Origin of the sequence: Actinomadura graeca (assembly GCF_019175365.1) — a bacterium.
In the GTDB taxonomy this organism is placed as follows: domain Bacteria; phylum Actinomycetota; class Actinomycetes; order Streptosporangiales; family Streptosporangiaceae; genus Spirillospora; species Spirillospora graeca.
Genome location: NZ_CP059572.1, coordinates 534,571 through 556,657 on the forward strand (window position 1 = coordinate 534,571; position 22,087 = coordinate 556,657).

General features: G+C 73.6%; 18 protein-coding genes. 11 read left to right on the forward strand and 7 right to left on the reverse strand.

From position 1 onward, the window contains the following. Nucleotides 1–88: 88 nt before the first annotated feature. A complete protein-coding gene (locus AGRA3207_RS02665) occupies nt 89–1,423 on the forward strand; it encodes an NsdA family TPR-like regulatory protein (protein WP_231332956.1) in 1,335 nt (444 codons plus the stop codon). 203 nt (nt 1,424–1,626) lie between these two features. After that, nucleotides 1,627–2,487 (forward strand): S1 family peptidase, encoded by an 861-nt coding sequence (locus AGRA3207_RS02670; RefSeq protein WP_231332957.1) that lies wholly within the window; start codon nt 1,627–1,629, stop codon nt 2,485–2,487. A 107-nt stretch (nt 2,488–2,594) separates the two neighbouring features. Here the strand turns inward: AGRA3207_RS02670 and AGRA3207_RS02675 are convergent, their stop codons facing one another. Further along, the gene (locus tag AGRA3207_RS02675) at nt 2,595–3,413 is read right to left on the reverse strand and encodes an undecaprenyl-diphosphate phosphatase (RefSeq protein WP_231332958.1); all 819 of its coding nucleotides are present in this window, start codon (nt 3,411–3,413) and stop codon (nt 2,595–2,597) included. Between the two features lie 275 nt (nt 3,414–3,688). Here AGRA3207_RS02675 and AGRA3207_RS02680 point away from each other — a divergent pair, with 275 nt between their 5' ends. After that, entirely contained in the window at nt 3,689–4,642 is a 954-nt protein-coding gene (locus AGRA3207_RS02680) for an aldo/keto reductase (RefSeq protein WP_231332959.1), read from the forward strand. Between the two features lie 67 nt (nt 4,643–4,709). Next, nucleotides 4,710–6,674 (forward strand): helix-hairpin-helix domain-containing protein, encoded by a 1,965-nt coding sequence (locus AGRA3207_RS02685; RefSeq protein WP_231332960.1) that lies wholly within the window; start codon nt 4,710–4,712, stop codon nt 6,672–6,674. A 60-nt stretch (nt 6,675–6,734) separates the two neighbouring features. Here AGRA3207_RS02685 and fabI read toward each other — a convergent pair whose 3' ends face one another. Both fabI and AGRA3207_RS02695 read right to left on the reverse strand, forming a co-directional pair. Continuing rightward, nucleotides 6,735–7,523: an enoyl-ACP reductase FabI gene (gene fabI / locus AGRA3207_RS02690; protein ID WP_231332961.1), complete on the reverse strand. Its 789-nt coding sequence runs from the start codon at nt 7,521–7,523 to the stop codon at nt 6,735–6,737. Between the two features lie 4 nt (nt 7,524–7,527). Then, a complete protein-coding gene (locus AGRA3207_RS02695) occupies nt 7,528–8,232 on the reverse strand; it encodes a beta-ketoacyl-ACP reductase (protein ID WP_231332962.1) in 705 nt (234 codons plus the stop codon). 155 nt (nt 8,233–8,387) lie between these two features. Here AGRA3207_RS02695 and AGRA3207_RS02700 point away from each other — a divergent pair, with 155 nt between their 5' ends. Continuing rightward, nucleotides 8,388–9,887 (forward strand): TldD/PmbA family protein, encoded by a 1,500-nt coding sequence (locus AGRA3207_RS02700; protein WP_231332963.1) that lies wholly within the window; start codon nt 8,388–8,390, stop codon nt 9,885–9,887. A gap of 5 nt (nt 9,888–9,892) precedes the next feature. Continuing rightward, a complete protein-coding gene (locus AGRA3207_RS02705; protein WP_231336211.1) occupies nt 9,893–11,266 on the forward strand; it encodes a metallopeptidase TldD-related protein in 1,374 nt (457 codons plus the stop codon). Between the two features lie 193 nt (nt 11,267–11,459). Here AGRA3207_RS02705 and AGRA3207_RS02710 read toward each other — a convergent pair whose 3' ends face one another. Continuing rightward, nucleotides 11,460–11,672 (reverse strand): dodecin, encoded by a 213-nt coding sequence (locus AGRA3207_RS02710; RefSeq protein ID WP_231332964.1) that lies wholly within the window; start codon nt 11,670–11,672, stop codon nt 11,460–11,462. Nucleotides 11,673–11,739: 67 nt separating this feature from the next. On the opposite strand from AGRA3207_RS02710, the gene AGRA3207_RS02715 reads away from it, so the two are divergent. Both AGRA3207_RS02715 and AGRA3207_RS02720 read left to right on the forward strand, forming a co-directional pair. After that, nucleotides 11,740–12,087, forward strand: coding sequence for a DUF3099 domain-containing protein (locus tag AGRA3207_RS02715; RefSeq protein ID WP_231332965.1), 348 nt, complete (start codon nt 11,740–11,742; stop codon nt 12,085–12,087). A 481-nt stretch (nt 12,088–12,568) separates the two neighbouring features. Next, nucleotides 12,569–13,720: an acyl-CoA dehydrogenase family protein gene (locus tag AGRA3207_RS02720; protein WP_231332966.1), complete on the forward strand. Its 1,152-nt coding sequence runs from the start codon at nt 12,569–12,571 to the stop codon at nt 13,718–13,720. A gap of 62 nt (nt 13,721–13,782) precedes the next feature. On the opposite strand, the gene AGRA3207_RS02725 is transcribed toward AGRA3207_RS02720, so the two are convergent. Together AGRA3207_RS02725 and icmF are read right to left on the reverse strand one after the other, a co-directional pair. Continuing rightward, nucleotides 13,783–14,610, reverse strand: coding sequence for a helical backbone metal receptor (locus AGRA3207_RS02725; protein ID WP_231332967.1), 828 nt, complete (start codon nt 14,608–14,610; stop codon nt 13,783–13,785). Further along, complete coding sequence (gene icmF / locus AGRA3207_RS02730) at nt 14,607–17,825, reverse strand: fused isobutyryl-CoA mutase/GTPase IcmF (protein ID WP_231332968.1); 3,219 nt, start codon at nt 17,823–17,825, stop codon at nt 14,607–14,609. The genes AGRA3207_RS02725 and icmF overlap by 4 nt, the downstream gene beginning before the upstream one ends. A gap of 89 nt (nt 17,826–17,914) precedes the next feature. Here icmF and AGRA3207_RS02735 point away from each other — a divergent pair, with 89 nt between their 5' ends. The 3 genes from AGRA3207_RS02735 to AGRA3207_RS02745 all read left to right on the forward strand — a co-directional run bounded on the left by AGRA3207_RS02735 (nt 17,915) and on the right by AGRA3207_RS02745 (nt 20,679). After that, on the forward strand, nt 17,915–18,424 hold the full coding sequence (locus AGRA3207_RS02735) for a MarR family transcriptional regulator (protein ID WP_231332969.1): 510 nt from the start codon (nt 17,915–17,917) through the stop codon (nt 18,422–18,424). Between the two features lie 115 nt (nt 18,425–18,539). Then, nucleotides 18,540–19,340, forward strand: coding sequence for a tryptophan 2,3-dioxygenase (locus tag AGRA3207_RS02740; RefSeq protein WP_231332970.1), 801 nt, complete (start codon nt 18,540–18,542; stop codon nt 19,338–19,340). Next, nucleotides 19,330–20,679: an FAD-dependent oxidoreductase gene (locus AGRA3207_RS02745; RefSeq protein ID WP_231332971.1), complete on the forward strand. Its 1,350-nt coding sequence runs from the start codon at nt 19,330–19,332 to the stop codon at nt 20,677–20,679. Before AGRA3207_RS02740 ends, AGRA3207_RS02745 begins: the two co-directional genes overlap by 11 nt. On the opposite strand, the gene AGRA3207_RS02750 is transcribed toward AGRA3207_RS02745, so the two are convergent. Then, complete coding sequence (locus AGRA3207_RS02750) at nt 20,645–22,078, reverse strand: MFS transporter (RefSeq protein ID WP_231332972.1); 1,434 nt, start codon at nt 22,076–22,078, stop codon at nt 20,645–20,647. The genes AGRA3207_RS02745 and AGRA3207_RS02750 overlap by 35 nt on opposite strands. Nucleotides 22,079–22,087 lie beyond the last annotated feature (9 nt).

Below are 22,087 nucleotides of genomic sequence, written 5' to 3' on the forward strand. Positions count from 1 at the left end.
TAGTCGACGATGGGTGACGACGAGGAGTGGGCAACCGAGGGGACCGGACGGTGTCTCCTGCCCGCCCTCCCCCCGGAGGATGCGCGACATGAGTGAGGACTTCCGTCCCCCATGGGCCGTCACACTGGAAGCCGAGCGCACGGCGCGCGGCTGGGGAAAATGGGACATGGCACGGCAGCTCTACGCGGCCGTGGGCATTACCAATCCCACGACGGCCCAGGTCAAGAGCCTCGCCCGGCAGATCACCCGCTGGGAATCGGGCCGCCATTTCCCGGCGAACTGGGCCGACGCCTACGGCACCGCGTTCGGCATCGAACCGGACGTCCTCTTCCCGCCCCAGCCGATGACGAAAAAGTCGCAAGGCGTCCCGATAGGTAGAGTGGACCGGAGCCCTTCTGCCGACGGTGGGGACGACGCCGTGAAACGCCGTGCACTCTTCGAACTCGTCACCGCGCTCGGCGCGGGCGCAGCACTCCCGACCGAAGCCCTGTCCACAATTCTCTCCGGACTCGACGAGGCCCTCGCCGAACGCGCGGACGTCGACATCAGCCATTGGCAGGACTCCACCTGGGAGTACTCGCGCGTCATCTGGGTCGAGCCGACCGGAGCACTCGTCGCCGACCTGGCCACGGACATCCTCGCGCTCGGCCGGGCCCTGCGGAAGGAGACCCGCTGGCTGGCCCGGCAGGAACTGCTCCGCTCCAGCGCCGAGATCACCGCGTATATGGCCCAGGAATTGTCTGACATGGGCCACATCCGCGGCGCCCGGCGCTGCTTCCAGACCGCGATCCGCGTGGCGGACGAATCACAGGACCGCGGGCTCGCGACCTGGGTGCGGGCCTACCACGCAGCCCGTGCCGCGTGGGAAGGCCGGGATCCGGCGGCCGTAGGCCGTCTCCTCGATGACGCCCTTGAATCCGCAGGAAGCACGCCCAGCGTCGGCCTGGCGACGACGTTGCAGACCCGCGCCGAGGTCCTCGCCGATCAGGGCGATGCCGACGGAGCAGAAAAGGCCCTGGCCGAACTGCGGCGCGTCCACATTGCGCTGCCGGACCAAATCACCGTGGATCACATTTCCCCTCGCGGCTGGCCGGAGGACTACCTGCGATTCAGCGAGTCGTTCGTGTACTCGGTGCTCGGGGATTCCGTCCGGGCGAAGGCGTCGATCGACCACGCGCTGCGGCTGCTGCCGCCGGAGCGGAGCGGCACGCGGGTGAACCTCCGGCTCATGCACGCGCTGAGCCTCGTGCACGAGCGCGAGACGTCCGACGCGCTGGAATCGGCCGTCGAGAACATGCGGTCCCTGCCGAACAGCACCGCCCGCCGCCGCATCGGCAACGAGATCATCAAGGCGCTGCCGGACGAGAGGGCGCGTGCCCTGCCCGCCGCCCGGGAATTGCGCACCCTGGTCGCCGGGGTCTGATCGCCTGTCGCGGCCGGACGTCCGGTACAGGAGCCTGTACCGGAAACCGGCCGGTGGCTGGGTCGTCCGCGGCATTCGGGCCCTTCTAGCGTCGTGTCATCCGATCATCACCCGATGATCTCGCAGTGCGCCGGGCGGGCGGGTGCTCCCATTCCGCCGCCCCCCGCCGGGGCGCGCTGCCGACACCGGAAGGGAACGCATCCGTGCGCAAACTCCGCCTGACGCTGGCCGCGTCCGCTGCCGCGCTGCCGTGCCTCGGCCTGGCCGCGCCGACCGCCCTGGCGGCATCGGCCGAGCCCGGGCCGCCCGGGCCCGACGCCCCCGCCTCCACGATGATCATCGGTGGCGAGGACGCGACCGAGCCGTACCCGTTCATGGTGTCCTTCCAGAACGACGTGGAGGGGCACTTCTGCGGAGGCAGCCTGCTCACCGGCGAGTGGGTCGTCACCGCCCTGCACTGCGTGGACGGCGACGTGACGCCCGAGAGCCTCCGGATCCGCGTGGGGAGCGTCCGGAAGTCGGAGGGCGGCAGCCTGCGCGGCGCGCGGCAGATCGTCCTGCACCCCGAGGGCCGGGAGGACCACTTCGACGTCGCGCTGGTCCGGCTCGACCGGCCGGTCACCGAGGCGCCGATCACCCTGGACACCCGGCAGCCCGTCGGCACCCCGACCCGGCTGCTGGGGTGGGGGTGCACGGTCACCAAGCCCGTCTTCGAATGCGGCGACGACGACAAGCCCGAGGTGCTGAAGCAGCTCGACTCGGCGATCCGCGAGCCCGGCACCTGCGTGAGCGAGACCGCCCCCATCGAGGCGGACTCCGAGGTGTGCACCGGCAACCCGGAGACGAAGACGGGCGCGTGCTTCGGCGACTCCGGCGGGCCGCTGCTGCGCAAGACCGCCGGTGGCTGGCGGCTCATCGGCGCGTTCAGCCGGACCGAGGTGCTGCCGAAGGACCCCGACGCGCCCGGCCCCCAGTTCCCCGACTGCCGCAGGGGCCCGAGCATCTACACCGACGTGACCGTGCACCGCGAGTGGATCAACAGCGTGATCTCGGCCGCGGCCTGAGGGACCCGCGTTCCGCCCCGGCGCGGCCACGGCCGTCCCGGGGCGGAGCGCGTCCTGGGATCGGCGGATCAGGGGACGGCAGGCCGGTCGGCGGGCCGGGGGCCCGGTCAGGTGGCCGAGATGGTGCCCGCGGCGAGCAGGCCGAGCAGGACGCCGCCGAGCGCGACGCGGTAGTACACGAACACCATCATCGAGTGGCGGGTGAGGAACTTCAGCAGCCAGGCGATGCACGCGTACCCGACGACGAACGACACGAGCGTGGCGACCACCGTCGGGACCAGCTGGAGCGACCCGTCGAACGCCTTGCGCATCTCGAACGCCCCCGACAGCACGACCGCCGGGATCGACAGCAGGAAGGAGTACCGCGCGGCGGCCTCCCGCGTGTAGCCGAGGAACAGCGCGCCGGTCATCGTGGACCCCGACCGGGACGAGCCGGGGATCAGCGACAGGCACTGGAACGCGCCGATCAGCAGGCCGTCGCGCATGTTGAGGTCGGCGACCTCGCGTTTCCTGATGCCCGCCCACTCGGCGACCATCAGCAGCAGGCCCATCACGATCAGCGACGTCGAGTTGATCCACAGGTTGCGGGCGGGCTCCTCGATGAAGTCCTTGAACGCCAGCCCGCACACCGAGATCGGGATGGTGCCGAGGCCGATGTACCAGCCCATCCGCGCATCCTGGTGGGGCCGCAGGTCGGGCGTCCACAGGCTCTTGGTCCAGGTGGTGAGGATGCGGACGAGGTCGCGCCAGAAGTAGATGATGACGGCGGCCATCGTGCCGAGCTGGATGACGGCGGTGAAGGGCGCTCCCGGGTCGTCCCAGCGCAGCAGCTTGGGCACGAACAGCAGGTGGCCCGAGCTGGAGATCGGCAGGAACTCGGTGAGTCCCTGGACGATTCCGAGCACGGTCGCTTCAACGACGTTCACAGGCGGCGCGTCCCCTCCCAGAGTGCGAGATGGGCCACGGTGCCCGATCCCCTAGGAAGGGTAGCGGCCGGAGGGCCGCGGCAGGGGCAGGACGTCACGTCCGGCCCCGTCAACACGCCTCTCACCTGCACAAATGCCACACCCGGCCATGACCGGTCCCCTTCCCGGACATCTTCCGCCCGCCTTCCTGCCACCTTCCCGGCGCCCGAAGCGGGACGGCCACCTGGAGTGACGGCCGGGAAGGGCGTCCGCGGCGACCGCTACATTGGCCGCCTATGAAGGAGCGTCACCTCGGGAGGAGCGGGCTTCTGGTGTCCCGGCTGGGCCTCGGCACCATGACCTGGGGACAGGACACCGCGCCGGACGAGGCGGCGGCGCAGCTCGTCGCGTTCGTCGAGGCGGGGGGCACGCTGGTGGACACCGCCGACGTCTACAACGACGGCGACAGCGAGCGGATCCTCGGGCACCTGCTGCGCGAGCTCGTGGACCGTGACGGCCTCGTCGTCGCCACCAAGGCCGCGATCCGGCCGAACGGCCGCTACGACGGGTCCCGCCGGCATCTGCTCCGCGCGCTGGACGCCTCCCTGGACCGCATGGACCTCGACCACGTCGACCTGTGGCAGCTGCACGTGTACGACCCGGCGACGCCGCTGGAGGAGACGCTGTCGGCGCTGGACGAGGCGGTCGCGTCCGGGCGGACCCGCTACGTCGGCGTGTCGAACTACGCGGGCTGGCAGGTGTCCAAGGCCGCCGCCTGGCAGCGGGCGTGGCCGGGCCGCGCGCCCGTGGTGTCGGCGCAGCTGGAGTACTCGCTGCTGCGCCGCGACATCGAGCGGGAGGTCGTCCCGGCCGTGCTGGACGCGGGCGCGGGGCTGCTGCCGTGGTCGCCGCTCGGGCGGGGCGTCCTCACCGGCAAGTACCGCACCGGCATCCCCGCCGGGTCGCGGGCCGCGGCCCCGCACTTCTCCGACTTCGTCCAGCCGTACCTGGACGAGGAGTGCGCCCGGATCGTGGAGTCTGTGGTGACCGCCGCCGAGGGCCTCGGCGCGTCCCCGCTCGGCGTGGCGCTGGCCTGGGTCCGCGACCGGCCCGGGGTCGCCGCGCCGATCGTCGGCGCCCGGACGGCCGCGCAGCTCGGCGCCATCCTGGAGGCCGCCGACCTCAACCTCCCCGGTGAGATCCGCGACGCGCTCGACGACGTGTCCGACATGTCACCGGCGCATCCGTGACCATCCCGGCCGTCCATGGCACGCTCAGGACGGTCCGCCAACCGCGACCAGCCGCGACGGGAAGCCCGTGACCGACTCCCACACCGACCCCGACCCCACCGAGCCGCACGCAGGGCCACAGAACGGACCGCAAGCGGGTGGCGCCCCCACCCGGGCCGAGCGCGCCGCACGCGCCGCCGAGGCCATGCGCGCCGCCGAGGCCGCGGGCGCACGGGCCGCCGCCGAGGCCGCGGGCCCCGCCCGCGCCGCGCGTGAGCCCGGCCCCGCGCCGCGTCCCGCCGCGGAGGTCCCGGCGGCCGGTGAGGGCCTCGCCGCCCTCACCGCCCTGTTCGGCGAGACGGGCGTCCCGGCGCCGCTCGCGTCCCGCGCCGCGGCCCGGCTGGGCCCGGGGGCCGCCGCCGTCCTGCGCGGCGACCCGTGGCGGCTGCTGGCCGTCCCCGGCGTCCTGCCCCGGCAGGCCGACCACTTCGCCCGGCGGCTGCTCGGGCAGGACGCGCGCCCGGACGACCCCCGGCGGGGCCGCGCGCTGGTCGCGCACCTGCTGACCGAGGCGGCCCGCGAGGGGCACACGGTGACGCCCGCCGCCGACGTCGTCACCGCGCTGGAGCGCCTCCAGGTCCCCGACCCGCGCGCGGCGGTCGAGGCCGCGCTGGACGAGGCGGACGTGCTGGCGCTCACCGAGGAGCCCGCGTTCGACGCCGGGGAGGACCCGGACGAGGACGCCGCCCTCCCCGAGCCCGAGGAGATCCTCGGCCTGGCCCGGTGGGCGCTGGCGGAGGAGGCCGCCGCCGAGGGCTTCCAGCGGCTGACGCTCACCGCCGTGCCGCTGCTGGAGGACGACGACGTCCGGGAGCTGCGCTCCGGGCTGCCCGAGGACCGCTCCCTCGCCCTCACCGCCGCGCTCCGCACCGGCGTCAGCGTCGTGCGCGGGGCGCCCGGCGACATCGAGCGGACCGCGCTCGCCATCGCGTCGGCCGCCGCGGGACGGGGCGTCCGCGCGGCCGTCGCCGTCCCCACCGACCGCGCCGCCGCCGACCTCGCCGCGGACGGCGGCGCCGGCGACGGGCCGCGGGTCACGAGCCTGCACCGGCTGCTGGAGCCGCGCGACGACCCGTCCGCCGCGCCGGGCGCCGTCGTGTTCGGGCGCGGCGAGCAGCGGCCCTTCGAGCTGGACCTGGTCCTGGTCACCGACGCCGACGGGCTGGACGTCGAGCTGTGCGCGGTGCTCGCCGAGGCGTGCGCCGACGGCACGCACCTGGTCCTGTGCGCGCACACGGGCGCGCCACCGCCCGCCGGGCCCGGCAGCCCGCTGAAGGACCTGGAGGCGTCCGAGACCGTCCCCGTCGTCGCGCTGGACGCCGCGCCGCCGGACGGCCCCCTCGGCGCGCTCACCGCGGCGGTCCGCGGCGGCGAGCTGACCCCGGTGGAGGCGCCCGGCCGCGAGGTCGTGATCGTCCCCGCCGCCGACGCCGGGGAGGCGGTCCACCGGACCGTCCAGCTGCTGACCGACTCGATCCCGCGCGCCCTCGGCATCCCGCCGGAGGGCGTCCAGATCGTCGCCTCGTCCCCCGGCGGTGAGGCCGGCGCCACCGCCCTCAACGCGGCGCTCAAGGCCCGGCTGAACCCCGGGCCGGGCAAGTTCGCCGGGATGGACCCCGGCGACCGCGTCGTGGTCGCCGCGCCCCTCCCCCACGCCGCCGTGGGCGAGACCGGCGTGGTCCTCGGCGGCGGCGCGCACGGGCTGGACGTCGAGTTCGCCGGGGGCATGGCCACCCTCGCCCCGGCCGACGCGTCCCGCCTGCGGCACGGCTGGGCCGTGACGGTCGGCCTCGGGCGGGGGACGCCGCGTCCGGCCGTGATCGCGGTCATGTCCCCCGAGGGCCTGTCGCGGCCGGCCGTGGCGGCGGCCTTCGGGCTCGCCCGGCGGCACCTGTCGATCGTCCAGGCCGCGGGCCCGGCGCTGGCGCGCGCCGTCCGGGACACGGCCGCCCCCGAACGGCGCACCCGCCTGGCAAGACTCGTGATGCAGTAGGACTCCCCCGCGGACGCGCCTCATCCGCCCCTAAGCGGCCTCGCGGCGGGTGACCGGGGGTTACGCGTAGGCTCCGCCGATGGCGTGGATGCCGCCGTCGACGTGGATGATCTCGCCGGTGGTCGCGGGGAACCAGTCCGACAGCAGCGCCGCGCAGGCGCGGGCGGTGGGCTCGCTGTCGGTGATGTCCCAGCCGAGCGGGGCGGCCTTGGGCCACATGTCGGTCATGCCCTCGAAGCCGGGGATGCTCTTGGCGGCCATCGTGGCGAGCGGCCCGGCGGCGACCAGGTTGCAGCGGATGCCCTGCGGGCCGAGGTACTTGGCGAGGTAGCGCGAGCAGGACTCCAGCCCCGCCTTGGCCACGCCCATCCAGTCGTACACCGGCCACGCCTTGCTGGCGTCGAAGTCCAGGCCGACGACCGAGCCGCCGCCCTTCATCAGCGGCAGGCACGCCATCGTCAGCGACTTCAGCGAGTAGGTGGAGGCGTGCACGGCCGTCGCCACGTCCTCCCACGGGGTGTCGAGGAAGTTGCCGCCGAGCGCGGTCTGCGGCGCGAAGGCGATGGCGTGGGCGACGCCGTCGAGACGGTCGAAGCCGTGGCCGCGCAGGGCGTCGGCGAGGCCGCCGAGCTGCTCGGGGCTGGTCACGTCCAGCTCCAGGACCGGCGGCGGGTCGTCCGGGCCGGACGGCAGCCGTTTGGCGGTGCGCTGGGTGAGGGTCGGCCGCGGGTAGGCGGTCAGCGCCACCCGCGCGCCCTCCTGCTGCGCCACCCGGGCGATGTGGAAGCCGATCGACTTGTCGGTCAGGACGCCGGTGACCAGGATCTGCTTGCCGTCGAGAATTCCCATGACCTCAGTGCCCCATCCCCAGGCCGCCGTCCACCGGGATCACGGCCCCGGTGATGTAGGCGGCGTCCTCGCTGGCCACGAACCGGACGGCCTTGGCGACCTCCTCGGGCCGCGCGATGCGGCCCAGCGGGATCGACGCCGTGATCGACTTCTGCTGCTCCTCGGTCAGCACCGCGGTCATGTCGGTGTCGACGAACCCGGGCGCGACCACGTTCACCGTGATGCCGCGGGAGCCGATCTCGCGGGCCAGCGACCGCGCGAACCCGACCATGCCGGCCTTGGACGCGGCGTAGTTCGCCTGCCCCGGCGAGCCGAGCAGCCCCACCACCGACGACACCAGCACGATCCGGCCGGAGCGCTTGCGCATCATGCCCTTCACGCCGCGCTTGGCGACCCGGAACGCGCCCGTCAGGTTCGTGTCCAGGACGGAGGTGAACGACTCCTCGCTCATGATCGCCAGGAGGGTGTCCTTGGTGATCCCGGCGTTGGCCACCAGCACCTCGACGGGGCCCTGCTCCGCCTCGACCTTGCCGAACGCCGCGTCCACGTCCTCGGAGCTCGTCACGTCGCACCGCACGCCGAACAGCCCCTCGGGGGGCTCCCCGGACCGGTAGGTGACGGCGACGGCGTCGCCCCCCGCGGCGAGCTCGCGGGCGATGGCCAGGCCGATGCCCCGGTTACCGCCGGTCACGAGGACAGAGCGACTCATCACGACCCTCTCGTTGCTGGTGCGACGCCTTCCCGCGGCGACTGCAAGGGACACTAGCGGCCCGCCGCCGCGAAGAGGATGTGCCCATCCGACAAGATCCGCTCACCTGGGTTTGTCCGGGCGGGCCCGCAGGTGCGGGGGGTAGGTTGCTGAAGGTGCATGACATCGATCCCGCCTTCACCGCGCTCCCCCTGCGCGCGCTGGCCGACGCGGCGCTCAGCCGGGCCCGGGAACTGGGCGCGCAGCACGCCGACTTCCGCCTGGAGCGCATCCGCAGCCAGACCCTCCGCCTCGCCGACGCGGCCCTGGAGACCGCCCTGGACGCCGACGACCTCGGCCTGTCGGTCCGCGTCGTCAAGGACGGCACCTGGGGCTTCGCCGCCGGCATCGACCTGACGCCCGAGGGCGCCGCCCGCGTCGCCGGCCAGGCCGTCGAGGTCGCCGCCGTCGCCGGGGCCGTCAACCGCGAGCCCATCGAGCTGGCGCCCGAGCCCGTCCACGGCGAGCGGACATGGGTCTCGGCGTACGAGACCGACCCGTTCGAGGTGCCGGCCGGCGACAAGGTCGCGCTGCTGGCGGACTGGAGCCGCCGGCTGCTGGACGACGACCGCGTCGACCACGTGGACGCCACCCTCCTGCAGGTCAAGGAGAACAAGTTCTTCGCCGACCTCGCCGGGACCGTCACCACCCAGCAGCGCGTCCGGCTGCATCCCGTCGTGAACGCCGTGGGCATCGCCGACGGCGGGTTCGACACCATGCGCACCCTCGCCCCGCCCGCCGGGTACGGGTGGGAGTGGCTGACCGGGACGCACTGGGACTGGGACGGCGAGCTGGCCCGCATCCCCGAGCTGCTCGCCGAGAAGCTCGCGGCGCCCTCGGTCGAGGGCGGGCTGTACGACGTCGTCATCGACCCGTCCAACCTGTGGCTGACCATCCACGAGTCCGTCGGCCACGCCACCGAGCTGGACCGCGCGCTCGGCTACGAGGCCGCCTACGCCGGCACCTCTTTCGCCACCCCCGACAAGCTCGGCAGCCTGCGGTACGGGTCGGAGGTCATGAACGTCACCGGCGACCGCACCGCCGAGCACGGCCTGGCCACCATCGGCTGGGACGACGAGGGCGTGCGGACCCGGTCGTTCGACATCGTCACCGGCGGGCTGTTCACCGGCTACCAGACCGACCGGCGCATCGCCGCCCTCACCGGCGCCGAGGGCTCCAACGGGTGCGCGTTCGCCGACGCGGCGTCCAGCATGCCGATCCAGCGGATGGCGAACGTGTCGCTGCGGCCCGCCGAGGACGGCCCGTCCACCGACGAGCTGATCTCCGGCGTGGAGCGCGGGATCTACATCCTCGGCGACAAGAGCTGGTCGATCGACATGCAGCGCCACAACTTCCAGTTCACCGGGCAGCGTTTCTACCGGATCGAGAACGGGCGCCTGGCCGGGCAGCTCCGCGACGTCGCCTACCAGGCCAGCACCACCGACTTCTGGAACTCCATGGAGGCCGTCGGCGGCCCGCAGACCTACGTGCTGGGCGGCGCGTTCAACTGCGGCAAGGGCCAGCCGGGGCAGATCGCGCCGGTCAGCCACGGCTGCCCGTCGGCGCTGTTCCGCGGCGTCAACATCCTCAACGCGCTGAAGGAGGCCGGCCAGTGAGCACGATCAGGCCGCAGGAGGCCGTCGAGCGGGCCCTGGCCCTGTCGCGCGCCGACGGCTGCGTCGTCATCGCCGACGAGACCGGGACCGCGAACCTGCGCTGGGCGGGCAACACCCTGACCACCAACGGCGTCAGCCGCACCAGCCGCCTCACCGTCATCGCGCTGCGCGAGACCGCGGGCGGCGTCGCCGCCGGCGTGGTGTCGCGCGCCGCGGTCGGCGCCGGCGGCATCGAGGACCTCGTCCGCGCCGCCGAGGCCGACGCCGCCACCGGAGAGCCCGCCGAGGACGCCGCCCCGCTGGTCTCCGAGGGCCCGGCGGGCGGCTGGGACGACGACCCCGCCGAGACCGGCATCGGCGTCTACGAGGGCCTCGCGCCCGCGCTCGGCGAGGCGTTCGCCGAGGCGGAGGCCGGCGGGCGGCGGCTGTACGGGTTCGCCAACCACACGGTGACCTCCACGTTCCTCGGCAACTCCGCCGGGCTGCGGCTGCGGCACGACCAGCCGACCGGGCTGCTGGAGCTCAACGCCAAGGGCGCGGGCGGGTCCGCCTGGTCGGGGGTGTCCACCCGCGACTTCTCCGACGTGGACGTCCCCGCCCTCACCGGTGAGCTGACGCGGCGGCTCGGCTGGGGCGCGCGGCGCGTCGACCTGCCCGCGGGACGGTACGAGACGATCCTGCCGCCCACCGCCGTCGCCGACCTGATGATCTATCTGTACTGGTCGGCGGGCGCCCGCGACGCCCAGGACGGCCGGACGGTCTTCAGCGCCCCCGGCGGCGGCACCCGCGTCGGGCAGGAGCTGGCGAACCTGCCCGTCACGCTGTCCAGCGACCCGGCCGCCCCGGGCCTGGAGTGCGCCCCGTTCATGATCGCGCGGGCCTCCAGCCGCGAGTCGTCGGTGTTCGACAACGGCCTCGGCCTCGGCGCCACCGACTGGATCCGCGACGGCGCGCTGGCCTCGCTCATCCAGACCCGCCACTCCGCGCGGCGGACCGGCCTGGCGCCGACCCCGCCCGTCGACAACCTGATCATGACGGGGCCGGACGGCGGCGCGTCGCTGGAGGACATGGTGGCCCGCACGGAGCGCGGCCTGCTGCTCACGTGCCTGTGGTACATCCGGGAGGTGGACCCCCAGAGCCTGCTGCTGACGGGCCTCACCCGCGACGGGGTGTTCCTGGTCGAGGACGGCGAGGTCGCCGGGGCCGTGAACAACTTCCGGTTCAACGAGAGCCCGGTGGACCTGCTGTCGCGGCTGGCCGAGGTCGGCGGCACCGGCCGGACCCTGCCCCGCGAGTGGTCGGACTACTTCACCCGCGCGGCGATGCCCCCGCTCCGGGTGGCCGACTTCAACATGTCGACGGTCTCCGAGGCGTCCTGAGGGCGCCTCCCGGGGCCGTACGGCCCCGGGACCGCCTTGGGGGCCGCCGCCGCGGCGGCCCCGGGCGGAGAGCGCGGCTCAGCCGCCCCCGGGCGGAGGCGGCCGAGCGGCGTCCCTCCGGGCGGAGGGGCGCGGCTCAGCCGTCCTCCAAGTGGAGGGCGCCGTCAGCGGTCCTCCAGGTGGAAAGCGACGCTCAGCCGTCCTCCAGGCGGAACCCGAGTTTCAGGCCCACCTGGTAGTGGGCGACCTCGCCGTCCTCGATCTGCCCGCGGACCTCCGTCACCTCGAACCAGTCCAGGTGCCGGAGCGTCTGCGCGGCGCGCCTGATGCCGTTGCGGACGGCGGCGTCGACCGACTCGGGTGAAGTCCCCACGATCTCGGTCACCCGGTACGTGCGTTCGGTCATCCCGTTCCTCCCGAAGTCATGGCGACCTGCTGTCGCCTGCCGGACTCCATGGGCTTACCGTGGAAACGTGAAGGTCAATCACCGCCGCAGGTCCGAGACCGAGATCTACACGGTCACCGACGCGCCGCGGCCGATGTCGGAGGACATCGGGTACCGGCAGCGGCGCTACCTGGTGTCCATGGGCATCAGGACGGTCTGCTTCGTCGGCGCGGTGCTGGCCGCCATGGCGGGCGCCCCGCTGTGGCTCGTCGGCCTCCTGGTGGCCGGTGCCCTGTTCCTTCCGTACATCAGTGTGATCTTCGCGAACGGGGGCCGTGAGCCGACTCCCCGGGCGCGATTCGAAGAACCCGCCGGTCACCACGGAAGGACCGCACAGAACCCAGTTTCCGGACAGCGACCGGAAATCGGGTCGTGACATTCTCTTGACTAACCGCGGGGGGTTTCGGTGTACGATTTGTACCGGCGCTCTGGTCCCCCGTCGGAGCGCCCGTGCCGGTGTTCCGGGCCCCCGTCGGAACACCGATGATGCGGCGCCGGGTGGATTGCCCCCGTATCCACCCGGCGCCGCTTTTCATGTCCGGGGGTTTTCCCTTGACCGGCCCGCAGGCCCTCCTTGACCCCGGTCCGGACACCACGCACATCGTCTGAGAATTGCATAGACCCAACCCTGGCCTGGTCCGGCCACGAGCCGAAACCCGTCGCCGCCGAACCATTCCCGCGGCGCCCCTCGGGCCCGGACGGAGGCGTGTCAAGAAGAGCGCGTCCCCGCCGTGCCCGGGAGGCGGCCGGGGCCCGTCCGGCGCGATCACGGCTCCGGCCTGCGCGTCCCTATGACTAGAATGCGGTTCGAGTTACGTCCGAGTACCGCCAGTCCGCGTCCGGAAGGGACCCCCAGCGTGCGCCGCACCCTGTTCAACGAGGACCACGAGGCGTTCCGGGACATGATCCGGGCCTTCATCGCCGCCGAGGTCGTCCCCGTCTTCGGCGAGTGGGAGGAGGCCGGCCACCCGCCGCGCGCCTTCTACAACCGGCTCGGCGAGCTCGGCGTCCTCGGCGTGCAGGTGCCCGAGGAGTACGGCGGCGCGGGCGAGACCAGCTTCAAGTACCAGGCGGTGGTGTCGGAGGAGTGCGCCCGCGCGGGCGTGGGCTTCGGCTCTTACGGCGTGCACGTCAACCTGGTGCTGCCCTACCTGCTCAAGTACGGGTCGCCGGAGCAGAAGGGGCGCTGGCTGCCGCCGTTCGCGAGCGGCGACATGATGACGGCCATCGCGATGACCGAGCCCGGGACCGGCTCGGACCTGGCCGGGATACGCACCACCGCGCGGCGGGACGGCGACCACTACGTCCTCAACGGCGCCAAGACGTTCATCACCGGCGGCGTCCTCGCCGACCGGGTCCTGGTGGTGGCCCGCACCTCCCCGGCCTCGCCGGAGGACCGCCGGGCGGGCCTGTCGATCCTCGCGGTCGACACCGCCGGCGAGGGCTACGCGGTCGGGCGCAAGCTGGAGAAGATCGGGTTGCGCAGCTCCGACACCGCCGAGCTGTCGTTCACCGACGTCCGGGTCCCCGCCGCGGACCTGCTCGGCGAGGAGGGCCGCGGGTTCGAGTACCTCACCCACAACCTCGCCGAGGAGCGGCTCGGGATCGCCACCGCCTCCTACGCCTCCGCCGCCGCGGCGGTCGAGTTCGCCCGCGAGTACGTCCGGGGCAGGACGGTCTTCGGCAAGAGCGTCTCCTCCTTCCAGAACACCAAGTTCGTCCTGGCCGAGTGCGCCACCGAGGTCGAGGCGGCCCGGTCGCTGGTGGACCGCGCGATCGAGGCGCTGGACGCCGGGGAGCTCACCCCCGCCGACGCCGCCGTCGCCAAGCTGTTCTGCACCGAGGTCCAGGCGCGCGTGGTCGACAAGTGCCTCCAGCTGCACGGCGGCTACGGCTACATCCTGGAGTACCCGATCGCGCGCCTGTACGCCGACGCCCGCGTCGCGCGGATCTACGGCGGCACCAGCGAGGTCCTCAAGACCATCATCGCCAAGGACATCAAGGTCTGAGCCGGGGCCCGCGGCGCGGCGGGCCAGGCGCCCCGGCGCGGCGGCGGGTCAGGCGTGGCGGGTCAGGCGTCCCGGTGGCGGCGGGCGGCGGCGAGCTGCCGGGACAGCACCGCCGGCGCGTCCACGAGCGACGGCCCGTACCAGGTCAGGTACCGGCCGTCGACGAGCGCCGCGTCCAGGCCGGGGAACGCCTCCGGGCCGTCGGCGGCGGTGAACCGGTAGGGCTCGTCGGGCAGGACGGCCAGGTCGGCGCCCGCGGCGTTCAGCTCGTCCAGGGGGATCTTCGGGTAGCGCTCCGGGTGGCCCGCGTAGACGTTCGCGACGCCCAGCCGGGCCAGGACGTCACCGGTGAAGGTGCCGCGCCCGACGACCATCCACGGGCGCCGCCAGACCGGGACGACGGCCGCGCGCGGCCCGTCCGCCCAGACGGGCGCGGCGCCCGCCCAGGCGCGGTCCGCCTCGTCGAGCCAGGCGGGTTCCGGGACGCGGCACGCCTCGGCCAGCATGCGGCGCAGGGACCGCAGGGCCTCGCCGACGCCGCGGATCTCGGTCATCCAGACCGGGACGCCCGCCGCCCGCAGCGCCTCGACGTCGGCGGGGCGGTTCTCCTCGGTGTTGCCGACGACGACGTCGGGCCGCAGCTCGGCGATCCGCTCCAGGTCGGGGTTCTTGGTGCCCCGGACGCGCGGCACGTCCAGGCCCTCCGGGTGGGTGCACCAGTCGGTGGCCCCGGCGAGCAGGCCGGGCGCGGCGTCCGCGACGGTCTCGGTCAGGGACGGGACGAGCGAGACGACCCGGCGGACCCGCTCCGGGACGCGGACCGGCGTGCCGGTGTCGTCCCGGGCCGGGCCGCCGCCGCCCGTGGCGGGTCCCGCCGCGTGGTCCGTCATACGTTGCGGCGGTACTGGCCGCCGACCTCGAAGAACGCGTCGGTGATCTGCTGGAGGGTGCACACCCGCGCCGCGTCCATCAGCACCGCGAACACGTTGCCGCCCGAGCGCGCCGCCTCCTTGAGCGCGGCCAGCGCCGGCTCGGCGCCGTCGCGGTGCGCCTCCCGGTAGCCGCGGACCCGGTCGAGCTGGGAGCGCTTCTCGTCCTCGGTGCCGCGCGCCAGCTCGATCGTGTCGGGCGTCCCGTCGCCGGCGCCGGGGCTCCGGAAGGTGTTCACCCCGATGATCGGCAGGGAGCCGTCGTGCTTGCGCTGCTCGTACAGCATCGACTCGTCCTGGATGCGGCCGCGCTGGTAGCCGGTCTCCATCGCGCCGAGCACGCCGCCGCGCTCGCTGATGCGGTCGAACTCCGCCAGGACCGCCTCCTCCACGAGGTCGGTCAGCTCGTCGATGACGAACGACCCCTGGAGCGGGTTCTCGTTCACCGCCAGCCCCCACTCGCGGTTGATGATCAGCTGGATCGCGAGGGCCCGCCGGACGGACTCGGCGGTGGGCGTGGTGACGGCCTCGTCGTAGGCGTTGGTGTGCAGGCTGTTGCAGTTGTCGTAGATGGCGACGAGCGCCTGGAGCGTCGTGCGGATGTCGTTGAAGTGCATCTCCTGCGCGTGCAGGGACCGCCCGGACGTCTGCACGTGGTACTTCAGCTTCTGGCTGCGCTCGTTGGCGCCGTACCGGTCGCGCATGGCGACGGCCCAGATGCGGCGGGCGACGCGCCCGAGGACGTTGTACTCGGGGTCCATGCCGTTGGAGAAGAAGAACGACAGGTTGGGCGCGAAGTCGTCCACGTCCATGCCGCGCGCCAGGTAGGACTCGACGTAGGTGAACCCGTTCGCGAGCGTGAACGCGAGCTGGCTGATGGGGTTCGCCCCGGCCTCGGCGATGTGGTAGCCGGAGATCGACACCGAGTAGAAGTTGCGGACGGCGTTGGCGATGAACCACTCCTGGATGTCGCCCATCATCCGCAGCGAGAACTCGGTGGAGAAGATGCAGGTGTTCTGCCCCTGGTCCTCCTTCAGGATGTCGGCCTGGACGGTGCCGCGCACGGTCGACAGCACGCGCGCGCGGACCTGCCCCGCCTCCTCCTCCGACGGCTCACGCCCGTGCTCCTCCCGGAACGCGTCCATCCCCTGGTCGATGGCGGTGTTGAGGAAGAACGCCAGGATCGTCGGGGCGGGCCCGTTGATGGTCATCGACACCGACGTCGTGGGCGAGGACAGGTCGAACCCGTCGTACAGCGCCTTCATGTCGTCCAGCGTCGCGATGGACACCCCGGACGTGCCGACCTTGCCGTACACGTCGGGGCGCTCGTCGGGGTCGCGGCCGTAGAGGGTGACCGAGTCGAACGCGGTGGACAGCCGGGTCGCGGGCTGGCCCTCCGACAGCAGCTTGAAGCGGCGGTTGGTGCGGAACGGGTCGCCCTCCCCCGCGAACATCCGCGCCGGGTCCTCGTTGTCGCGCTTGAACGGGAACACGCCCGCGGTGAACGGGAACCGGCCGGGGAGGTTCTCCGACCGCAGGAACCGCAGCAGCTCGCCGTGATCGGTGTAGCGGGGCAGCGCGACGCGCGGGATCCTGCTCCCCGACAGGGACTCGCGGGTCAGCGGCGTGCGCAGCTCCCGGTCGCGGACGCGGACGACCTGCTCGTCGCCCGAGTAGGACTCCACGACCGCGGGCCAGCCCTCGACCAGCCCGGCGTCGCGGGGGTCGACGTCGCGGCGGGCCTTCTCCAGCAGCGCCTCGACCTCGGCGGCGTCGGTCAGCTCGGCGCGGACCTCCTCCAGCCGCTGGACGCGGCGGACCGCCTCCACCTGCCGCGCGGTCCCGGCGTGGTACGCGCGCACCGTGTCGGCGATGTCCGACAGGTACCGGACGCGGGCGGGCGGGATGACGGTGGCGGCGCCGGTGGAGACCTTCGTCGCGGCCTCGGGGAGCGTGCCGGGCTCCAGGTGCAGCCCGTGCCCGGACAGCAGCCCGCCCAGGTGCCGGTAGAGGGCCGTGACGCCGTCGTCGTTGAACGTGGCGGCGCTGGTGCCGTAGACGGGCATGTCCTCGGGGCGCTGCCCGAACGCCTCGCGGTTGCGCACCAGCTGCCGGGAGACGTCCCGCAGCGCGTCCGCGGCGCCGCGCCGCTCGAACTTGTTGATCGCCACCACGTCGGCGAAGTCGAGCATGTCGATCTTCTCCAGCTGGGACGCGGCGCCGAACTCGGGCGTCATCACGTAGAGGGACACGTCCACCAGCGGGACGATCGCGGCGTCGCCCTGGCCGATGCCCGGCGTCTCCAGGATCACCAGATCGTATCCGGCGGCCTTGCACGCGCCGATGATCTCCTCGATGTTCTCCGGCAGCTCGCGGGCGCCGCGGGTGGCCAGCGAGCGGAAGAACACGTGGTCGCCGTCCAGGGAGTTCATGCGGATGCGGTCGCCGAGCAGCGCGCCGCCGCCGCGCCGCCGCGTCGGGTCGACGGCCAGGACCGCGACGCGCAGCTTGTCCTGCTGGTCGACGCGCAGGCGCCGCACCAGCTCGTCGGTGAGGGAGGACTTCCCGGAGCCGCCCGTCCCGGTGATGCCGAGCACCGGCACGCGCCGCCTCCCGGCCGCGTCGGCGAGCAGGGCGCGGTCGGCCTCCGGCAGCGCGCCCGCCTGGAGGCAGGTCACGGCGCGGGCGAGGGCGCGCCGGTCGCCGGCGACCACCCCCTCCGCCGGGGCGGGGTCGGCGGCCAGGTCGACGTCGCACTCGCGGACCAGCTCGTTGATCATCCCGGGCAGGCCGAGGCGCTGGCCGTCCTCGGGCGAGAAGATCCGCACCCCCGCGTCCGACAGCCGGGCGATCTCCTCGTGGACGATGACGCCGCCGCCCCCGCCGAACACCTTCACGTGCTCGGCCCCGGCCTCCTTCAGGCTGCGGGACAGGTACTCGAAGTACTCGACGTGACCGCCCTGGTAGGAGCTGATGGCGACGCCCTGCGCGTCCTCCTCCAGGACGGCGTCGACGACCTCGCGGACCGAGCGGTCGTGGCCCAGGTGCACCACCTCGGCGCCCTGAGACTGCAGGATCCGCCGCATGATGTTGATCGCCGCGTCGTGCCCGTCGAACAGCGCCGCCGCCGTCACGAAGCGCACCGGATGCTCCGGCACGTGGAGTTGCCCCGTCACCGTCTCCACCCCAAACCTTGGACATCCAATATTTGGAAGTTAAAATAGTTTCCGTGCGCGATCCGGTCAAGGACACATACGCTCGGGCGATGCCCGACACGCCCGACACCACACTCGATCCCATCGCCGAGGCCCACCGCCAGTGGAGCGCCCGCTGGCCCGATCACGCCGACCACATGGCGGCCGTCACCTCGGTCATCCGGGCCCAGCAGCTCCTGCTGGGCCGGATCGAGGCCGTCCTCAAGCCGTACGGGCTGACCTTCGCCGCCTACGAGGCCCTGCGCCTGCTCGCCTTCACCCGCACCGGCACCCTCCCGATGGGCAAGATGGGCGTCCGCCTCATGGTCCACCCCGCGTCGGTCACCAACGTGATCGGGCGCCTGGAGCAGCGCGGCCTCGTCGGCCGCGGCCCCTCCCCCGCCGACCGCCGGGTCGTCCTCGCGACCATCACCGGCGCCGGGCGCGAGCTGGCCGAGGAGGCCACGGCGGCGCTCAACGAGTCCGGCTTCGGCATCGCGGACCTGTCGGCCGCCGAGGCCGAGCGGATCGCCGCCGCGCTGCGCCCCGTGCGCGTCTCGGCGGGCGACCTCAGCCCGTGAGCGGCGCCCGCGCCCAGGAGCCGGGCCGAACATCATTCTGATCTGCGGGGCACGGGATTCGCTTATGCTGCGGGTGCTCCAGGGTGTGCATCCGTGGTGTCGCGAGGAGGCGATGATGGCGGATTCGCCGACGATGACGTACGGCGGCTATCTGCGGCTCGACAGGCTCCTGTCGTGCCAGGAACCGAAGACCGAGGCCCACGACGAGCTGCTCTTCGTGATCATCCATCAGGTCTACGAGCTGTGGTTCAAGCAGATCCTGCACGAGGCCGCCCTGCTCCAGCGCAGGCTGGAGGAGGGCAACAGCGCCGGGTCGCTGCACACCGCCCGCCGGATCACCAAGATCCTCAAGACCGTGGTCGGGCAGCTGGACGTGCTGGAAACGATGACGCCCCGGCAGTTCGCCTCCTTCCGCGACGCCCTCGGCAGCTCCAGCGGCTTCCAGAGCGAGCAGTTCCGCGAGCTGGAGGCGGTGCTCGGGCGCCGCGCGTTCCCCGCCTCCGACATCCGCGACGACGAGCGGCTCCGGGCGGCGATCGCCCGCCCGTCGCTGTTCGACTCCCTCCTGCGCTACCTCGCCGGGCGCGGCCACCCCGTCCCCGAGCGGGCCCTGTCCCGCGACACCTCCGCGGCGTGGGAGCCCGACCCGGAGGTCCAGAAGGTGCTCGTCACCGTCTACGCCGACGAGAGCGGGCCCGCCGCCGAGGTGTGCGAGTCCCTCGTCGACGTGGACGAGGGACTCCAGGAGTGGCGGTACCGGCACCTGAAGATGGTCGAGCGGACGATCGGCGCCAAGGTCGGCACCGGCGGCTCCGCCGGGGCCGAATACCTGCGCTCCACGCTGTTCGCGCCCGCCTTCCCCGACCTGTGGGAGGTCCGCTCCCAGACCGAGGAGGTCCCCGTCCATGGCGCCTGACCGCACGCGCGGCGCCGGGCGGGTCGCGATCGTCGGCGGGGGCCTCGCGGGCTGCCTGCTCGCCGTGCTGCTCGGCCGCCGCGGCATCGAGGTCACCGTGTACGAGCGGCGCCCCGACCCCCGGGTGGCGGGCGCCGAACGCGGCCGCTCCATCAACCTGGCGATCTCGGCGCGCGGGCTCGCGGCGCTGGAGCAGGTGGGGCTGCGCGACCGGTCGCTCAAGCAGGCCCTGCCCATGCACGGGCGGATGGTGCACCCGCGCGGCGGCGAGCCCAACTTCCAGCCCTACAGCGCCGACGGCGAACGCCACATCAACTCCATCGGCCGCGCCGAGCTGAACCGGTCGCTGCTGGACACCGCCGAGTCCACACCCGGCGTCCGGCTCGTGTTCTCCCAGCGCGTCACCGGCGTCGACACCAAGGCGGGCGCCCTGCTGCTGGAGGACGCCGGCGGCCGGCCGCTCACCGAGCCCGCCGACGTGATCCTCGCCGGGGACGGCGCCTACAGCGCCGTCCGCGGGTCCCTGCGGCCCGACGGCGACACCGACGTCCTCGAACACGGCTACAAGGAGCTGACCGTCCCGCCGAAGGACGGGGAGTTCGCGCTCGACCCGGACGCGCTGCACATCTGGCCGCGCGGCACGTCGATGATGATCGCGCTGCCCAACCTCGACCGGTCGTTCACCTGCACCCTGTTCTGGAAGAAGTCCGACTTCACCGCGCTCGGCACGCCCGGCGCCGTCACCGCCTACTTCGCCGAGCACTATCCCGACGTCGCCGGCCTCATGCCCGGCCTCGCCGAGGACTACGCGCGGAACCCGGTCGGGTCGCTGGTCACCGTCCGGTGCTGGCCGTGGGTGCGCTACGGGGACGGCGCGATCGTCGCGCTGCTCGGCGACGCCGCGCACGCGATCGTCCCGTTCTTCGGGCAGGGCGCCAACTGCGCCTTCGAGGACTGCATCGAGATCGACCGGTGCCTTACCGAGGCCGACGGGCACTGGCCGCGCGCCCTGTCGCTCTACCAGGAGCGGCGCAAGGCCAACACCGACGCCATCGCCGAGATGGCGCTGGACAACTTCGTCGAGATGCGCGACCGGGTGTCCTCGCCGGTCTACCGCGCCAAGCAGGCGGCCGTGCACGCCCTGGAGCGGCGCCTGGCCGGACGCTACGTCTCCCGCTACGAGCTGGTGTCGTTCTCCACGATGCCGTACGCGGAGATCCCCTCCCGCATCAGGCGGCAGAACAGGATGCTCGCCGCCGCCGTCCTCGGCGCCGGGGCGGCCGTCGGCCTCGGCGCGGGCGTCCTCATCCCCCGCCGTGGCCGTCGAGGCGGCCGCTGACGACGTCCGCGACCGCCGCCGCCAGCGCCGCCAGGACGAACACCAGCACCACGACCAGGCCGTGCCGGAACGCGGTGGCCCAGTCCCCGCGCGTCCCGGCGACGGTGGCGAAGAACACCGACCCGGTGGCGGCGATCCCCGCCGCGCTGCCGACGCGCTGCCCGGTCTGCAGCACCCCGGAGGCGCTGCCGCCCTCGGTGCGCGGCACCTCCGACAGCGTGAGCGTCTGGTTGGGGGAGATCACCATGCCGCTCCCGGCGCCCGTCACCAGCAGCGGCAGCGCGGTGGCCCAGCCCACGCCGCGTCCCGGCACGAGCTCGACCGCGACCCACGCGGCGGCGAGGCCGACCACGACCACCCCGAGGCCCACGGCCACGAGCGGGCGCCCGTAGCGGGTGACGACCCTCCCGCCGATGACCGCCGCGACGCCCGAGCCGACCGCGAACGGGGTGATGGCCAGCCCCGCCTCCAGCGCGGTGTAGCCCAGCCCGTTCTGCAGGTAGAGGGTGAAGATGAAGAACACGGCGGTGAACCCCGCGAAGTACAGCAGCGCGATCGCCGACCCGAGCGCGTAGGACCGCAACCGGAACAGGGCGAGGTCGATCATCGGCGTGGCGGTCCGCCGCTCCCAGGCGACGAACGCGGCGAGCACCACGCCGCCCGCGGGCACCAGCAGCCATTTCCCCGCGCCCTGCCACTGCTGCTCCTGGACGAACGGCAGCAGCACGCACAGCACGCCCGCGCCCAGCAGCAGCACCCCCGGCGGATCGAGCCCCCGCCGCTCCTCGTAGACCGGCTCGGGCAGCAGCCGCCACGCCAGCACGAGCGCCACCAGCCCGACCGGGACGTTGACGTGGAACACCCACCGCCAGCCGTCGGCCGGGCCCGCCAGGGCGATCAGGCCACCGCCGAGCAGCGGCCCGACGGCGGTCGCGACGCCGATGACGCCGCCGAGCAGCCCGAACGCCCGTCCCCGCTCGGCGTCCTGGAACAGCTGCTGGATGAACCCGGCGACCTGGGGGTTCAGGATGCCGCCCGCGACGCCCTGGACCAGCCGCGCGGCGATCAGCCAGGTGATGCCCGGCGCCAGCCCCGCCAGGGCGCTGGCGGCGGTGAACATCGCGAGCCCGGCCATGAACACCGCCCGGCGGCTGCGGGCGTCGCCCAGCCGCCCCGCCGGCACCAGCACCAGCCCGAACGTCAGCGCGTACCCCGACACGATCCACTGCAGCGCCGCGTCGGAGGCGTGCAGGCCCTCCCGGATGGAGGGCAGCGCCACGTTGACGATGCTGACGTCAAGCAGCGACATGAAGGCCGCGACCAGGCACACCGAGAGCGCCTGCCAGCGGCGCCGCCTGCCCGTGCCGGGCGGGGCGTCGGCCGTGGTCCCCGTGTGCATGAGCCGGGT